This window comes from Pseudomonas cannabina, from assembly GCF_900100365.1.
GTDB lineage: Bacteria > Pseudomonadota > Gammaproteobacteria > Pseudomonadales > Pseudomonadaceae > Aquipseudomonas > Aquipseudomonas cannabina.
Window position 1 is genome coordinate 5096932 of record NZ_FNKU01000001.1, and the last position, 15662, is coordinate 5112593.

Below are 15662 nucleotides of genomic sequence, written 5' to 3' on the forward strand. Positions count from 1 at the left end.
AGGGATTTAACCTGTTGAATTGCTTGGCTGTCAAAGTGCAATTTCGACTGAGAGAGGGCGCTGGGTGTGTATCGAGCGTTCTGGCGCACTCAGCGCCCATGTGTTCTTCGATCCCTCACTACATATGTAACGCACCTGAGGCTGTCCGGAGCGCTATCTTCCGATTTTACCTGTCTGAGTGTTCTCATCATGGACGATGAAGTTGGCAATGACCTTACGGTCAGTGAATATTTTCGATTGAACCCGATCAATTTGCATTCACCTGCGGCGCTTGCCGCCGAGGACGTAGCCCAGGTTTGCCTGCTTAAATGGGGCGTTGAACTCGACCCGGACCAGACTCTGATCGCTACCCTGTACCTGGAAGATCCCGGCGTTTACCCGACACCGCAGCGTGCCAATGTCGCGCATACGATGACGTTGACCCAGGCGTTGCTGCGCAACTGGCAACAGAGTGGCAGCGGAGACTGGTTCGAGCACCTTGGTCATTTACAGGCGCATCGCAACGGCGGCTTCAGTTGCCGGGTCGTGGAAGAAAAGCTGCTGTCTGCCGATTGCGTGGCCTATGAGGCCATCTACCTGAAGTCCGATCCCCAGCAATACGACTCGAGCACGCAGCTTGATATCACCGCCGAGGCATTCAAGCGATACGTCTGGGATCACAACCTGCAATCAGGTTACCTGGCCTACCTCCAGCAGTTTTGGCAGGCACACGCCAAAGACTACAACCTGATGCTCAAGGCCGGGTTGTTCCGGGCTGCCTGTTTGCAGGCCGACGAAAAAACCCTGAAAGCCGAGCACAAGGCGATGGTTCTGGAGGCTTTGGGTCTGCCCGGTGACAAAGGCTGGGACGAACTGAGCTTCGATGATTTCGTGGCCGCACCGGTCTCCACGCGCGTGACTGTTTCGGAACTGCTGGTGCATGGCTACAGCGCTGTCGACATCATGGTCATCCGCAGTGTGGATTCGCCCACTGTTCTGCTCTATATCCCCGGCAACTCTTCACCCATTCATGCATTCAAGAACGCTGATCACCTTAAGGACCGGGTCGCCTGGATATGCAAAGACCCGGGCAGGCGTCGTGCCTTCGAATCGCATTTCAGCGCTGCAGATGATGTCGATGGCTTTTTCTACAGCGGTGTCGCCACGGCCTTGCGAGGCTTTGCGGTCTATCCGAAGCTGCTGGATTCGGCGACCGGTGCCTGGAACCCGCGCAAGCTGGTGCAGTTCGGCGAACCGCTGCATCCGTGGCCGTTCTCGCACTTCAAGGACCGGATCAAGGCGAAATCCGAAGCCGATGCGCTGCAGAAGATCCATGGCCATGGCGACTATTGGAAAGAAGAAGTCAGCAGTGGTCTGAGTGAATGCGTGTCGGTCCTGGGCGGCGTCGCCATGGTCTTTCCGGAACTGATGCCGGTCATTGCGAGCTTGTCCGCCGTATTGGCGGGGCTGGGTGTCGACAAGGCCGTGAATGGTCGCACGCTGGAAGAGCGTCAGGCCGGGCTGGGCCGTATCGCATTCGGCGTATTGAACGCGCTGCCGTTCATCGCCGAGGGCGCAGTGCCGGTCGATGCCGGGATTGAGGCGGGAGTGGTTGAAGAAGCAGAGGGTGGTTATGAGGTTCCCGGTTCTTCGACCGACACCGGCCCGCCGGACGAATTTGTGCCGGTCCCGGTATTCAGGCCCGAGCCGCCGGCCTTGCGGTCGCTCAACCCGAAAATGAAACGCCTGTTACGGGCGCTGGAAGCACCGACCGAACTGCCGGGTCTGTCGGCAGGCGAAGTGGCGGGCGTGTACCCGTTGCAGGGCAAGCAATACATCGAACTGCATGACCAGGTTTTCCGGGTGGAGTGGGTGTCGCAGGAAAAGCAGTACCGCATTCGCTCGGTCTCCGAGCCTCGTGCCTGGGGGCCCTATGTGAAGACAATTGATTCGGGTTACTGGGATCTGGACCTCAAGCTCGGGCTGCGCGGCGGTGAAAGTTTTGACGGCTCACAGTTGCCTCCCCTCAGTGACGCGGAAAGCGCGGCGGTGTCTGTTTTAGCCGACGAGCCGAAAATCGACGTGCAGCGCTGGGGCCCCAAGGTGCAGGTCGAGTTGCCGCTGGACGGCGTTCTTGTCGAGGAGGTCCTGAATCCGAAACGAGGCACGATCACCGAGAAGTATTTCATTCAACTCAACGGGAAAAAGACCAACGTTTACTACAACGCTGATCTTATGTGCTGGCGAACGGATACGTCAGAGCATGGTGTCGTCTGGCTGGATCGGAACGGAAGCTGGAATCGCGGCTCGAAAACGGCATTCAAAAAAATAGAGGCCAGCCTCCCGCAAAGCCGACGCTTCGAGATATTTATCTTCCCGCGTGTGCCCCGGCTGCCGTTAGATGCACAGCCCGTCAGTCGCGTGGTTCATCACATCTGGATGGGGGACAGGATACCGGGCGAAAACCTGCTGGAAAAAATGCTCGCCAATATGCGCATCAGTCCGGATTTGCGGTTCAAATTGCACATCGATATCAGCGACCCGATGGCTTATGAGCAGCTCTTTGATTACTTCTTCGAATATCCGCAAATGCAGATATCTCACCTCAAGGATGAGGCGTTCTATCCGGAGTTCTTGAGCGGCGAAAACGGAGAAGCCTTCAACTATTTCATGCATTCGGACAACCGTAACTATGCAGCTGCCTCGGATATTCTGCGTTATCGGCTGATTAACGAGTACGGCGGCATTTATCTCGATTGCGACGACACGATTGACGTCTCATTCGCAGGTATTCCATTGAAAGCAGGCCCGAATGATCTGCTGCTGGGGCGGCGTCTGGAGGCCAGACAGCTTAGCTACAAGGGGCCGGGCAATAGCCACTTTGCCAGCCATCCGGATAATCCGGTTCTGAAAAGAATGCTGAAGGAAATCAAGAAACGCTTCGACAGCGAAAAGCAGACCAATCAGGCGTTCTTCAGTACTCGCAGGCCTTACATCGACCGCAGCAGCGAAGCTTTGCGCGTCGAATCACGAGACAGAATGACACCGTATATGACACGCATCTCGGACCTGACCGGGCCCAAGCTCATGTCCGATGTTTTGAGAGCAGCGCGCCCTGACTACTTCGATCTGTTGGAACGCTCCTATCTGCCTGTTGATGAAGTCATTTCCGTGTTGTACATCGACCACCTCACCGACGCTGTGAACTTTTATTTCCCGTTCAAGGGCCAGGCGAAAATTTCTCCAGGCGATGAAAACGGCTGGTAACGGCCACTGTTGGCAGCGGCCCGACTTCACCGCAGGGCGGGCCGCTGGCCGGATCATGCACTGCGCATCAAAACGTTCGTGTCGCTATACATAGGTCGCTATACATAGATAGTGCCATGAGCACGCTGATGAATGATTACGTACATGACTTCTCTGATAAAGGAAGACGTCATGACATCCGCACTAACGAACACACACAAGACCGATCAGCAACAGCTCCGTGAACGCGCGCGACAGTTTGTTCTCGATTATCCCGACCTGCACGATCTGGCGTTTTCCGCCGCCAGCAAGATTATTCTTCAACATGCTCACCGACCCTTCAACCCCGAGCATGTGTATTGGCATCGATTCGGTAAAGCCAGCAGCAGCCCGCGCACCTTTACCGGTTGGCAGCATTCCGGAAAACCGCTGCAGTCCATGACATTGATCGAGCTGCTGATGCGGCACTTCAGTGTTCACGACCAGGAAGCCAGCGACGAACTTTCTCTCTATGGCGGGTTTTATACCGACGGCCCGGAGCACGAGTTTTTCGACGAACGCAATGAGGTGCCGATGCTCCCTCAGGATGTACTCAGGGACATGTGGACGCTCGACTTCAGCGCGCTCTACACCCGCCGCATGGAGCATTTCTGGAAGACTCACAGTGAGAACTTCTGCATGCTGGCCAAAGCGCAATATCTGGTTGCAGCCACCCACTGCCTGCGCAAGGGGCAGCTGTCGCCGGCGGATTTCGGACTTGTCACCCGCATCGCCACTGCTGATCCATCGCAGCCGCTGACTCTGAAAGCGCTGCAAGACCCGCTTCCGGTCGCTGCCGGGCTTTCGGTGCATACGCTGGACATAAATGGCATCAAGGCCCACGACATACTGCGTATTGTCATTGCGGACGGACGGGAAGTGATTTATCGGCCTGACGCCGAGCAGCCTTTTCTGGCGTTCGACAGCGAACGCGCTGTGTACACCTGGCTTAAGGGGCAGTTCGCGGGCGGGCGTGCCGATGAAGCGATAACGCGTCACTTCTTGCGTGGCGAAGCCTCCCGGGCAGAAGACAGCGCCCGCTTCTATCGCGGCGTGAGCGATATGCTTGCACACGATTGGCGTGCCGATGTTCGCATCATCAATCAGTCTGCAGCGCATGTTACGGGTGACCCTTTTGTTTATTTGCGTGACGTCGCCCGGCAAGTAATGAGCGCCGACGCCCACCAGTTGCTGACGTCCAACGCCGATCTGCGCAAGCAAATGTGGATCGGTTACCTGAGTGCGTTTATTCAGGCATTCGGCGGGCTCGCTCCGCTGGGCTGGCCAGTCGCGTTGACGCTGGTTGGAGCGAGCCTTGCCAATACCGGTTTGAATATCGATCAGGCCGTCAATGGCAAAACTGCCGCGCAGCGCAAGGCCGGTGTATTGGGCGCCATCATCAACACGGTTTATCTGCTCTTCAATCTGCCTTTTTTGATGGCGGTACGCGTCACGCCAGAGTCTTCGCTGGTAACGCCGCTGGACGGTATGGCGATCCCCGGTGATGTTGCGGTGAGCGGCAGCGTGCCTGTCGACCCTCTGGAGAACATGGAAGGCAATCTGCTGCTGGACGGCCTCACGCCTTCAGCCGGAGAAGGTCGACTGCGTGGCATTTACACGCTGGGTAACGGTGAAACCTGGATCAAACTTGCGGAACTGCCTTATCGCGTGATGTTCAATGAGCAACAGCAGTGCTGGCTGATCGTCAATCCGGATAACCCGTTTGCGTTCGTGGGTGGCAAACCCGTTCGCTTGAATGCCGAAGGGAACTGGACATTGATGAAGATGCCCGGCTTGCAGGGCGGCTCGCCGATGGATGGACAGGCCCCGTCGAGCAGCACATCGGCTACGGTTGGCAAACCTTACGTGACGGTGCGCTCCACGTTTTGGGACCGGTATCTGCAAGCGGACATGTACAACGAGCAGGATTACGCAGAAACAGCCTTGGCTCGGCAGAAGCAGGCAATGGCAATCTGGGAACCCACTCCGGACGATGTTTTAGAGTCTGACTCGTCGCCTGATGGCGACCAGGTGTACCGGGACCCTTGGCACGGCAAACACCGCGTGTTCAAGTTGGGCGAGGACGACTATTACGCCGCCAATATCATGCTTTACACCCAGGAAGATGATGAGTTCAATCAGTTCCTGCGCACCGGCGAGCACAAGGGCCGAAACCAGATCAGCGCCATCGAGCGGCTGGCCGATGATGTCAACGTGGTGGGCTATAACAATGACGTCGAGCTGTACCGTGGCGGCAGCGGCGAGCGGGGCACCTCGGGAGCAGTATTTCGTAGGGGGCGGATCAAGGTGGGCGATGTGCTGGTCAATACCGATGTCACCTCGTTCAGCGAAAACCCTTACGTGGTGGGTACTTTCGCCAGCAGTCGGGCCGGCGCGCCCACCACTGCAATCGCCGCGCCGGTGACCTTCGATGACACCTCGGTGGTCTTCGTTCTGCCCAAGGGGCAGTATCTGAGGGCCACGCCGATTGCGCCCTTCTCGGCGTCACCCGAGGAAGCCGAGTCGATCTTTCTGCCGGGCTGCTATTTCCAGATCGACAGTATCGAGGAAGTGGTCGGTGAGTTTTATCGCATCATGAAAATCCAGCTGCAGGAGGTCGATCGCCCACTCATGGGGCGGGCACTTTACGATCTGCGTACCGGCGAGCCGTTCAGTCGAGAGCAGTACGCGCTCAAGCTGGGCGCAGATGCAAGCGTACTGGTCGACCGGTTTTTCCCGCAGGATTCACTGACTGACCTGTTCAGTCCTCACTGATCAAGCGCCTCTCAGGTTTTCATCAGAACCAGTCATCGCGCATGGCCAGGCATGTGTCATCGCGGTTTTCCAGAATCGCCAGTTCGTGATGGCAGCCCGGTATTTCCCATGTCAGGAAATACCGGGCGGCTTGCAATTTGCCGTGGTAAAAATCGCTGTCGGCCGGATTGCCCTTGCTCAGACCCTGTTCGGCACGCAGCGCCTGCTCCAGCCAGCGCCAGCCGATGATCGTGTGCCCGAATACCTTGAGGTACAGCGCCGAGTTGGCGAGCGTGCTGCTGATTCTGCCTTGCGCCAGATCCGTCAACAGCCCAAGGGTGACCGCCTGCAAACGCGCCACCAGATGCTCCAGCGGTTGGCGCAGTTCATTCAGGGACTCGTGCGCGTGCGCTTGCTCGCAGGTGCCGGAGATCAGGCGCAGCAGTTGCTTCAGGCCTGTGCCGCCGTTTTGCGCCAGTTTGCGTCCCAGCAGGTCCAGTGACTGAATACCCTGCGTGCCCTCATGAATCGGGTTGAGGCGATTGTCGCGGTAATACTGCTCGACGGGGTACTCGCGGGTGTAGCCGTGACCGCCGAGCACCTGAATCGCCAGCTCGTTGGCCTTCAGGCAAAACTCCGAGGGCCAGGATTTGACCACCGGGGTCAGCAGGTCGAGCAATTCGTGAGCCTGTTTGCGCACGTCGTCGGTTTCGCCGGTCTCGGTATCGTCAAACAGCCGCGAGGCATACAGGCACAGGTCGAACGCGCCTTCCACGTAGGCTTTCTGAGTCAGCAGCATGCGCCGCACATCCGCGTGCTGAATGATCGGCACGGGCTTGCTGTCCGGGCTTTTGCTGTCTGGCAAACGTCCTTGTGGCCGGTCGCGGGCGTACTCCAGCGAATAAAGGTAGCCCGAGTAGCCGAGCATCGTAGCGCCAAGGCCCACGCCGATGCGTGCTTCGTTCATCATCTGGAACATGTAACTCAGGCCGTGGTGCGGCTTGCCCACCAGATAGCCGACACACTCGCCGTTATCGCCGAAGTTGAGCGCGGTGGACGTGGTGCCTTTCCAGCCCATCTTGTGGAACAGCCCGGCCAGCAACACATCGTTGCGTTTACCCAGACTGCCGTCTTCATTGACGAGGAACTTGGGCACGATAAACAGCGAGATGCCTTTGACCCCGCCAGGCGCATCCGGCAGTTTTGCCAGGACCATGTGCACGATGTTTTCCGACAGCGCATGATCGCCCCCGGAAATGAATATCTTGTTGCCGCGCAGCCGGTAGGTGCCGTCGGTTGCCGGTTCGGCACGCGTGCGAATGTCCGAGAGGGACGAGCCCGCATGCGGCTCGGTCAGCGCCATGGTGCCGAAAAAACGACCCTCGATCATCGGTTGCAGAAACCGCTGCTTTTGCTCGTCGTTGCCGAAGCTCTCGATCAGGTTGGCGGCACCCATCGTCAGGAACGGGTACGACGTGGTCCCGACGTTGGCCGCCTGAAAGTGTGCAAAACAGGCTTGCGACAGCAGGGTTGGCAGCTGCATGCCGCCTGCTTCGAAATCACGCGACGCATTGAGAAAGCCCGCCGCGATAAACGCATCGACCGCAGGCTTGACCTCCGGAATCAGAATCGCCTCGCCATTCTCGTAGCGCGGTTCGTTCTCGTCGGCCTTGCGGTTATGCGGCGCGAAATACTTTTCCGCGAGGGCCCGCGCTGTGCCCAGCGCTGCATCAAAGGTTTCCCGCGAATGCTCGGTAAACCGCTCACGCCGGATCAGCCCCTCGGCGTCCAGCACTTCATACAGCTCGAAAGCCAGATTTCGGGAACTGAGCAGCGACTCGGACATGATGACGTACCTGTTTTTGGAATAGGCTCAGTCTAGGTTGCGTCGCGGGAAGAGGGTAGCAAGATTGATTCGCGTGTTAGGCAGGCGTGGCGACGCGGTATTGTGTGGTTTGTGCGAAACAGCGGACGCAGAGCGTCCACAACAGCATGCGACGCGGAGCGTCGCACGATAGTTGAGATCGTTCCTCACGCTCCAGCGTAGGAATGCCTTGGGTGACGCTCCGCGTCATAGAGCGCGACGGTTACCCGATTGTCATCAAGCTCGCATTGCCCCCCGCAGCCGCAGTGTTGACGCTCAGTGCCCGTTCGATCACCAGGCGCTCCAGCGGGACGTTGGTTTCGCCGTGGGACAGGCCGTTGACGCCGACGATTGCACCGCTGCGTCGGGCGATCTGCTGGCAGATAGCGCGCAACTGGTCGGAGTCGCCGTGGTGCAGGACGGCGTCGATGGCGACTTCGTCTTTGTTCCAGTCAGGCACCAGGGTGATGCGTGCCTGCACGTCTTTCGGCAAGCGGGCGCGTAGCGGTTTACTCACGTCGCTTTCCGGCCAGATGGCCGCGCCGCCGACCGCCAGCACCGCAGCCAGCTGAATCAGCAGGTCGTTCTCGTCATCAGCCAGACACAGCACGTGTTCGCGCGGCAGGATGACGTAGCTGTTGCGCTCGCCGGTCGGGCCGGCCAGTTGGCGGGTGATGCCGCTTTGCGATTGCTCGGCGTACTGGCTGCACAATGCCTCCAGCTCTGCGTGCTGACCGCTGGCGGCCCAGGTTTTCAGCGCTTGCAGTGGTTTGCCGAGCACGTCACGCAGGCGAGTGTCCGGCGCAGACAGCGCGTCGCTGCGCACGAAAGACTTCTCGATGGCGTCCTGCGGACGCGTCGACAGCAGGCGGTACAGGTACAGCGGGCCACCGGCTTTAGGACCGGTGCCGGACAGCCCTTCGCCGCCAAACGGCTGGACACCGACCACTGCACCGACAATGTTGCGGTTCACGTAGACATTACCGGCGTTGACGGTATCGACGACCTTGGCGATGGTCTCGTCGATGCGAGTGTGCACGCCAAGGGTCAGGCCGTAGCCGGATGCGTTGATCTGCGCCAGCAACTGGTCCAGCTCCTTGCGCTTGTAACGCACCACATGCAGCACCGGGCCGAAGATTTCGCGTTGCAGTTCATCGAAGCTTTCCAGCTCGATCAGCGTCGGCATCACATAAGTGCCGCGCTTGAGTTCGGCGCTGTCGGCAATTGCAACCTGATAGACCGTGCGGCCCTTGTCGCGCATGGCCTGGATATGTTTTTCGATACCGGCCTTGGCTTCGGCGTCGATCACCGGTCCGATGTCCACCGACAGACGCTCCGGGTTGCCAAGACGGTTTTCCGCCATCGCGCCCTTGAGCATTTCGATGACGCGATCCGCAGAGTCCTCTTGCAGGCACAGTACGCGCAGTGCCGAGCAGCGTTGACCGGCGCTGTCGAAGGCCGAGGACACCACGTCGATGACCACTTGTTCGGTCAGTGCCGAAGAGTCGACGATCATTGCGTTCTGACCACCGGTTTCAGCGATCAGCGGAATCGGGCGGCCCTGCGAGTCAAGGCGACCGGCCACATTGCGTTGCAGCAGACGGGCGACTTCGGTGGAACCGGTAAACATGACGCCTTTGACGCGTTCATCGCCCACCAGACCGGCACCGACGGTTTCGCCACGGCCCGGCAGCAGTTGCAGCACGCCTTCCGGAATCCCGGCTTCCAGCAGCAGGCGCACGGCCTGGGCCGCGATCAGCGGCGTCTGCTCGGCAGGCTTGGCCAGCACCGGGTTACCGGCGGCCAGTGCGGCAGCGACCTGACCACTGAAGATCGCCAGCGGGAAGTTCCACGGGCTGATGCACACCACCGGGCCCAATGGACGGTGGCCGTCGTTGGTAAAGTCGTTGCGTGCCTGCACCGCGTAGTAACGCAGAAAGTCCACGGCTTCACGCACTTCGGCGATGGCGTTGGCAAACGTCTTGCCCGCTTCACGCACCAGCAGGCCCATCAGCGGTTGAATCTCGGCTTCCATCAGGTCGGCCGCGCGCTCCAGAATCGCCGCGCGCTCGGCAGGCGGTGTGGCTTGCCAGATCGGGCCAGCGCTCAGGGCGCACTGAATGGCGTTATCGACATCTTGCAGCGAGGCTTCCTGTACATGGCCCACTACGTCACGCGAGTCCGACGGGTTCAACGCCGCTGTCAGGCTGCCTGCGCCGGCCGGGCAGCCAAGCATCGGTGCCGCTTTCCAGTCATTGTGCGCGGTCGCCAGCAGCGCCGAAGACAGCGAGCCCAGACGGTGCTCGTTGGCCATGTCGATACCGCTGGAGTTGGCGCGCTCTGCACCATACAGGTCGCGCGGCAGCGGAATGCGCGGGTGTGGCAGGCCGAAACCGCCTTCCTGAGTCGCCATGCGTTCGATCTGGCTGACCGGATCGGCGACCAGTTCCTGAATGGAGATCGAGTGGTCGGCAATGCGGTTGACGAACGAAGTGTTGGCGCCGTTTTCCAGCAGACGACGCACCAGATAGGCCAGCAGGGTTTCGTGCGTGCCGACCGGTGCGTACACGCGGCACGGACGATTCAGCTTACCTTCTGCGACTTTGCCTACCACTTGCTCATAGAGCGGTTCGCCCATGCCGTGCAGGCACTGGAATTCGTACTGGCCGGGGTAATAGTTCTGCCCGGCGATCTGGTAGATGGCCGCCAGGGTGTGAGCGTTGTGTGTGGCGAACTGCGGGTAGATGACTTCCGGCGCCGCCAGCAGCTTACGGGCGCAAGCGATGTAGGAAACGTCGGTGTACACCTTGCGGGTGTAGACCGGATAGCCTTCCAGCCCTTCGACCTGAGCGCGCTTGATCTCGCTGTCCCAGTACGCACCTTTTACCAGGCGGATCATCAGGCGATGGCGACTGCGACGAGCGAGGTCGATGACGTAATCGATCACATACGGGCAGCGCTTCTGGTAAGCCTGGATCACGAAACCGATACCGTTCCAGCCTGTCAATTGCGGCTCGAAGCACAGGCGCTCAAGCAGATCCAGCGACAGCTCCAGCCGGTCGGCTTCTTCGGCGTCGATGTTCAGGCCGATGTCGTACTGTTTGGCCAGCAGGGTCAGCGACAGCAGGCGCGGGTAGAGTTCTTCCATCACGCGCTCGTACTGAGCGCGGCTGTAGCGCGGATGCAGTGCCGACAGCTTGATGGAAATACCCGGGCCTTCGTAGATGCCGCGGCCGTGGGAGGCTTTGCCGATTGAATGAATGGCTTGCTCGTAGGACGCCAGATATTTCTGCGCGTCGTGTTCGGTCAGCGCGGCCTCACCGAGCATGTCATAGGAGTAGCGGAAGCCTTTGGCCTCGAAACGACTGGCGTTGGCCAGCGCTTCGCCGATGGTTTCGCCAGTGACGAACTGCTCGCCCATCAGGCGCATGGCCATGTCGACGCCCTTGCGGATCATCGGCTCGCCGCTTCTGCCGATGATGCGGCTCAGCGACGAGGTCAGGCCTGCTTCATTGTGCGTAGCGACCAGCTTACCGGTCAGCAGCAGGCCCCAGGTTGCCGCGTTGACGAACAGCGACGGGCTGTTGCCCAGGTGCGGCTGCCAGTTACCGTTGCTGATCTTGTCGCGAATCAGTGCATCACGCGTGCCCTTGTCGGGAATACGCAGCAGCGCTTCGGCCAGACACATCAGGGCGACGCCTTCCTGAGATGACAGCGAAAACTCTTGCAACAGACCCTGGACGATACCGGCGCGGCCGCCAGCACTTTTCTGGTTACGCAGCTTTTCGGCAATCGACGCAGCCATCTTGTTGGTGGCTTCCGCCACCGGCGCAGTCAGGCGTGCCTGCTCCAGCAGCATTGGCACCACTTCCTGCTCCGGGCGACGGTAGGCGGACGTGATCGCTGCGCGCAACACCGATTGAGGCTGAATGCTCTCGGCAAAATCCAGGAAGCATTGCAGCCCGGCGTCTTCTGCCAGCTCGCCGCGGTCTTCGTTGTCCCGAGCGGCCGAACCGTCGAGTTCCAACAAGGTTGCACCACTCTCCAGCTTTTCCAGGTAATTGAAAATCGCCTGCTTGATCAACCAGTGCGGCGTACGGTCGATGGATTGGGCGGCGGCTTTCAATCGCTCGCGGGTCGGGTCGTCGAGCTTGACGCCCAGCGTGGTGGTGGCCATGTCTTGTCCTCGTTATAGCCACTCTCGGGTGGCATCGGCTTTGACGCAGATTAGCCGTGCAACGGGGTAAGGTGCAACCGAGTGCAACCCTGATTGCAGAATATTTTGTGACATGAGCGCCGAATGGCCGGATAATACCGGACTATGCTCAACCTTAGCAGACTGTGTGAAAACACACTGATGAAGGCCCAAGCAAACGCCCCGACTTGTTCGGGGCGTTTTTTTTGTATTGGCAGCAGACGAAAAAAATGTCCGCTCAGCCCATCAAAGCCATCAGATGGCGCACACCGAGCACTTTAATCGCTCGTTTCAGGTTATAGGCATTCACCGCCAAGGCCATTTCAGCTTTTGTACCCTCCAGTTGTCGCAGCAAGAAACGGCCATTACCAAATAGCCATTGCTTGAGGTTGCCGAAGGGGTGCTCAACGATGGATCTTCGGTTGGCCATCATCTCAGGATGCGCCTGCATTCTTTGCTCCATCCGCTCGAAAGCCTCTTCATGGGCATGTCGTGAGACATAACGGCGCCGGGCTCGAGTGCATTGCGTTTTCAGCGCGCAGTTGGCGCAGTCATCGACCTCAGCCTGATAGATCCGATCACCTTTGTTGTGCTGTTTTAGCGTTAACCATTTGCCTGCCGGACACTGGAAACGATCGTGTCCGGTCTCATAGATAAAGTCTTTTCGCTCAAAGAGCTGCTCTTCCTGACTGCCAGGGTTTTTCGAACGATTGGGCGGTACATAGGCCGTAATCGAAGCATCCTCGCAGGCCTGAAACTGCTTGCCATTGGAGTAGCCGGCATCGGCAGTGACCGTCAGATCATCTTGCTGTAACTCTGCTTTGGCGGCCTTGGCCATCGGCTCCAGTTGCTTTCGGTCATCGCCATCTTGGGTGACCTCATGATGCAAAATCAGGCAATGCTCGGCGTCCACGACGGTTTGCACGTTGTAGGCCACACGTGGCCCTTTGGCCGTGCGCATCATTCGGGCATCGCTTTCATGGGTGTTGAACTGCTCGATGCCCATCGAACGCATCAGTGCCTGGCAACTCTGATTATCCTGTTGTCGAGCCTCAAGCTGTGCCAGGGCTACCTTGATTGCGCTGCGATCAATTGAATCTGTGGTTTCAGCCTTGTCGGCCTCATCCAGCTCGGCCAGATACTGAGCGATGCGCTTATCCAGTTTTTCTTCCTGGCGCTTGAGCTGCTTCAAATTCACATGACGCCGTGAGGATGCGACCGCCTGAAACTTGCTGCCGTCGATGGCCACCAACTCACCGGCGATCAAGCCTGCCGTGCGACAAAACCGAACGAAAGCACGGCAGGTCGCGATGAAGGCGGGTTTATTGTTCTTGCGAAAATCGGCGATGGTCTTGAAGTCGGGCTTGAGCCGGTTGATCAGCCACATCACTTCGATGTTGCGCTGACACTCGGCTTCAAGACGTCGCGATGAGCGAATCCGCTGAAAATAGCCGTAGAGGTAGAGTTTTAGCTGATCGGCGGGATCATAAGCAGGGCGCCCCGTGCTTTTTGGAATCGCTTTATCGAAGCCCAGTTGCACCAGATCGAGCCTGGCAACGTACAGGTCAATGACACGAACGAGGTGATCCTCGGGGATCAACTCTTCCAGCGAGACCGGGAATAGGCTGGTCTGGCTGCGGGACTCACCTTGGATGTAGGCCATAACGAAAAATGCTCTGTATCTTTCGATACGGAGCATTTTCTTTGAGCGCTGCGCAGATTGCTAGGTTTTCACACAGTCTGTTAGTGCGCCTTTTTTTGCGAATCAGGCCAGGCGCGCCCTAAAATAGGGCGAAAACGCGCGGGCATCAGGTTTTTTGTAACAGGTGCAACTTGTGCGATGAAATGGGTTGCACCTTGTTCGGTTTGTTTCATAGGATTCGTCCCTTCGGTGCAACCGTGACTGTCATTCGCTCGCGAATCAGTCAGCGCGGTGTCGGGTGCAGAGCGGTGGACGTACTGAATTCAGTGCGTCCTTGCGCATCAGGTGCCAACATAAAAACAATGCCAAGGCAGAAATCATGAGTGTCAGCAACCCTACCTTGATCACGTTCGTGATCTATATCGCAGCAATGGTCCTGATCGGCCTCATAGCTTATCGCTCGACCAATAACCTTTCGGATTACATTCTCGGCGGGCGCAGTCTGGGCAGTGTGGTCACTGCACTGTCGGCCGGTGCTTCGGACATGAGCGGCTGGCTGTTGATGGGTTTGCCGGGGGCGATTTACATGTCCGGCCTGTCGGAAAGCTGGATCGCCATCGGGCTGATCATCGGGGCTTATCTGAACTGGCTGTTCGTGGCTGGCCGTCTGCGCGTGCAGACCGAGCACAACGGCGACGCGTTGACGCTGCCAGACTATTTCAGCAGCCGCTTCGAAGACAGCAGTGGTGTGCTGCGCATCATTTCGGCCCTTGTGATTCTGGTGTTCTTCACCATTTACTGCGCTTCGGGCATCGTTGCAGGGGCGCGTCTGTTCGAAAGCACCTTCGGCATGTCGTATGAAACCGCCCTGTGGGCCGGTGCTGCGGCGACCATTGCCTACACGTTCGTTGGTGGCTTTCTGGCAGTCAGCTGGACAGACACCGTGCAGGCTACGCTGATGATTTTTGCCCTGATCCTGACGCCGATCATCGTGCTGCTGGCGACGGGCGGTGTCGATGCCACGTTCCTGGCGATCGAAGCGAAAGACCCGACCAGCTTCGACATGTTCAAGAACACCACCTTCATCGGCATCATCTCTCTGCTCGGCTGGGGGTTGGGCTACTTCGGCCAGCCACACATTCTGGCGCGCTTCATGGCGGCGGATTCGGTCAAGTCGATTGCCAATGCCCGTCGCATTTCCATGGCCTGGATGATCCTGTGCCTGGGCGGCACGGTGGCGGTAGGCTTCTTCGGCATCGCCTATTTCTCGGCGCACCCGGAGGTTGCCGGGCCAGTGACTGAAAACCCGGAGCGGGTGTTTATCGAACTGGCCAAGTTGTTGTTCAACCCGTGGGTTGCCGGCGTGCTGCTCTCGGCGATTCTGGCTGCGGTCATGAGTACGTTGAGCTGTCAGTTGCTGGTGTGTTCCAGCGCGCTGACCGAAGACTTCTATAAAGCCTACCTGCGCAAGGGCGCTTCGCAGGTCGAGCTGGTCTGGGTCGGTCGTGCCATGGTGCTGCTGATCGCCATCATCGCCATTCTGCTGGCAGCCAATCCTGAAAACCGCGTGTTGGGTCTGGTGAGCTACGCCTGGGCCGGCTTCGGCGCTGCGTTCGGCCCGGTGGTACTGATTTCGGTGCTGTGGAAAGGCATGACGCGCAACGGTGCGTTGGCGGGGGTGATTGTCGGTGCTGCCACCGTGGTGCTGTGGAAACAATTCAGCACTATCGGCCTCTATGAAATCATCCCCGGTTTCATTCTGGCCAGTATCGCCATCGTCGCGTTCAGTCTGATCGGCAGGCCGGCATCGGCGTCGATGCAGGCTCGCTTCCTCGCGGCCGAGCAGGACTTCAAGGCTAATCGCTGATAGAGCTCTGCTGGTATTAAAACGGCCCGCCTTCCAGTGAAGAGCGGGCCGTTTTCGTTCCAGCCTGAGTGTCGGA

At 58.8% G+C, this 15662-nt stretch carries 7 protein-coding genes; 3 read left to right on the top strand and 4 right to left on the bottom strand.

Annotated elements, in window-relative coordinates:
- Positions 1 to 189: 189 nt before the first annotated feature.
- A complete protein-coding gene (locus tag BLT55_RS24055) occupies positions 190 to 3246 on the top strand; it encodes a dermonecrotic toxin domain-containing protein (RefSeq protein ID WP_055000184.1) in 3057 nt (1018 codons plus the stop codon).
- A 144-nt stretch (positions 3247 to 3390) separates the two neighbouring features.
- Complete coding sequence (locus BLT55_RS24060; RefSeq protein WP_074801516.1) at positions 3391 to 6039, top strand: dermonecrotic toxin domain-containing protein; 2649 nt, start codon at positions 3391 to 3393, stop codon at positions 6037 to 6039.
- 22 nt (positions 6040 to 6061) lie between these two features.
- On the opposite strand, the gene BLT55_RS24065 is transcribed toward BLT55_RS24060, so the two are convergent.
- From BLT55_RS24065 to BLT55_RS34425, 4 genes are all read right to left on the bottom strand, one after another.
- Positions 6062 to 7864, bottom strand: a complete 1803-nt coding sequence (locus BLT55_RS24065) for an acyl-CoA dehydrogenase (protein ID WP_055000186.1) — start codon at positions 7862 to 7864, stop codon at positions 6062 to 6064.
- 241 nt (positions 7865 to 8105) lie between these two features.
- Positions 8106 to 12059 carry a trifunctional transcriptional regulator/proline dehydrogenase/L-glutamate gamma-semialdehyde dehydrogenase gene (gene putA / locus BLT55_RS24070; protein ID WP_055000187.1) on the bottom strand — a complete coding sequence of 1318 codons (3954 nt, stop codon included), beginning with the start codon at positions 12057 to 12059 and terminating at the stop codon, positions 8106 to 8108.
- Between the two features lie 256 nt (positions 12060 to 12315).
- Entirely contained in the window at positions 12316 to 13740 is a 1425-nt protein-coding gene (locus tag BLT55_RS24075; protein ID WP_055001182.1) for an IS1182-like element ISPsy6 family transposase, read from the bottom strand.
- A gap of 80 nt (positions 13741 to 13820) precedes the next feature.
- Positions 13821 to 13952 carry a hypothetical protein gene (locus BLT55_RS34425; protein WP_259638646.1) on the bottom strand — a complete coding sequence of 44 codons (132 nt, stop codon included), beginning with the start codon at positions 13950 to 13952 and terminating at the stop codon, positions 13821 to 13823.
- A gap of 146 nt (positions 13953 to 14098) precedes the next feature.
- Here BLT55_RS34425 and putP point away from each other — a divergent pair, with 146 nt between their 5' ends.
- Positions 14099 to 15586 (top strand): sodium/proline symporter PutP, encoded by a 1488-nt coding sequence (gene putP, locus BLT55_RS24080; RefSeq protein WP_054999189.1) that lies wholly within the window; start codon positions 14099 to 14101, stop codon positions 15584 to 15586.
- Positions 15587 to 15662 lie beyond the last annotated feature (76 nt).

Bases quoted from the DNA above. Each gene is read 5' to 3' on its own strand.
- BLT55_RS24055 (WP_055000184.1), top strand. From the start codon at position 190: ATGGACGATGAAGTTGGCAATGACCTTACGGTCAGTGAATATTTTCGA.
- BLT55_RS24060 (WP_074801516.1), top strand. From the start codon at position 3,391: ATGACTTCTCTGATAAAGGAAGACGTCATGACATCCGCACTAACGAAC.
- BLT55_RS24065 (WP_055000186.1), bottom strand. From the start codon at position 7,864: ATGTCCGAGTCGCTGCTCAGTTCCCGAAATCTGGCTTTCGAGCTGTAT.
- putA (WP_055000187.1), bottom strand. From the start codon at position 12,059: ATGGCCACCACCACGCTGGGCGTCAAGCTCGACGACCCGACCCGCGAG.
- BLT55_RS24075 (WP_055001182.1), bottom strand. From the start codon at position 13,740: ATGGCCTACATCCAAGGTGAGTCCCGCAGCCAGACCAGCCTATTCCCG.
- BLT55_RS34425 (WP_259638646.1), bottom strand. From the start codon at position 13,952: ATGAAACAAACCGAACAAGGTGCAACCCATTTCATCGCACAAGTTGCA.
- putP (WP_054999189.1), top strand. From the start codon at position 14,099: ATGAGTGTCAGCAACCCTACCTTGATCACGTTCGTGATCTATATCGCA.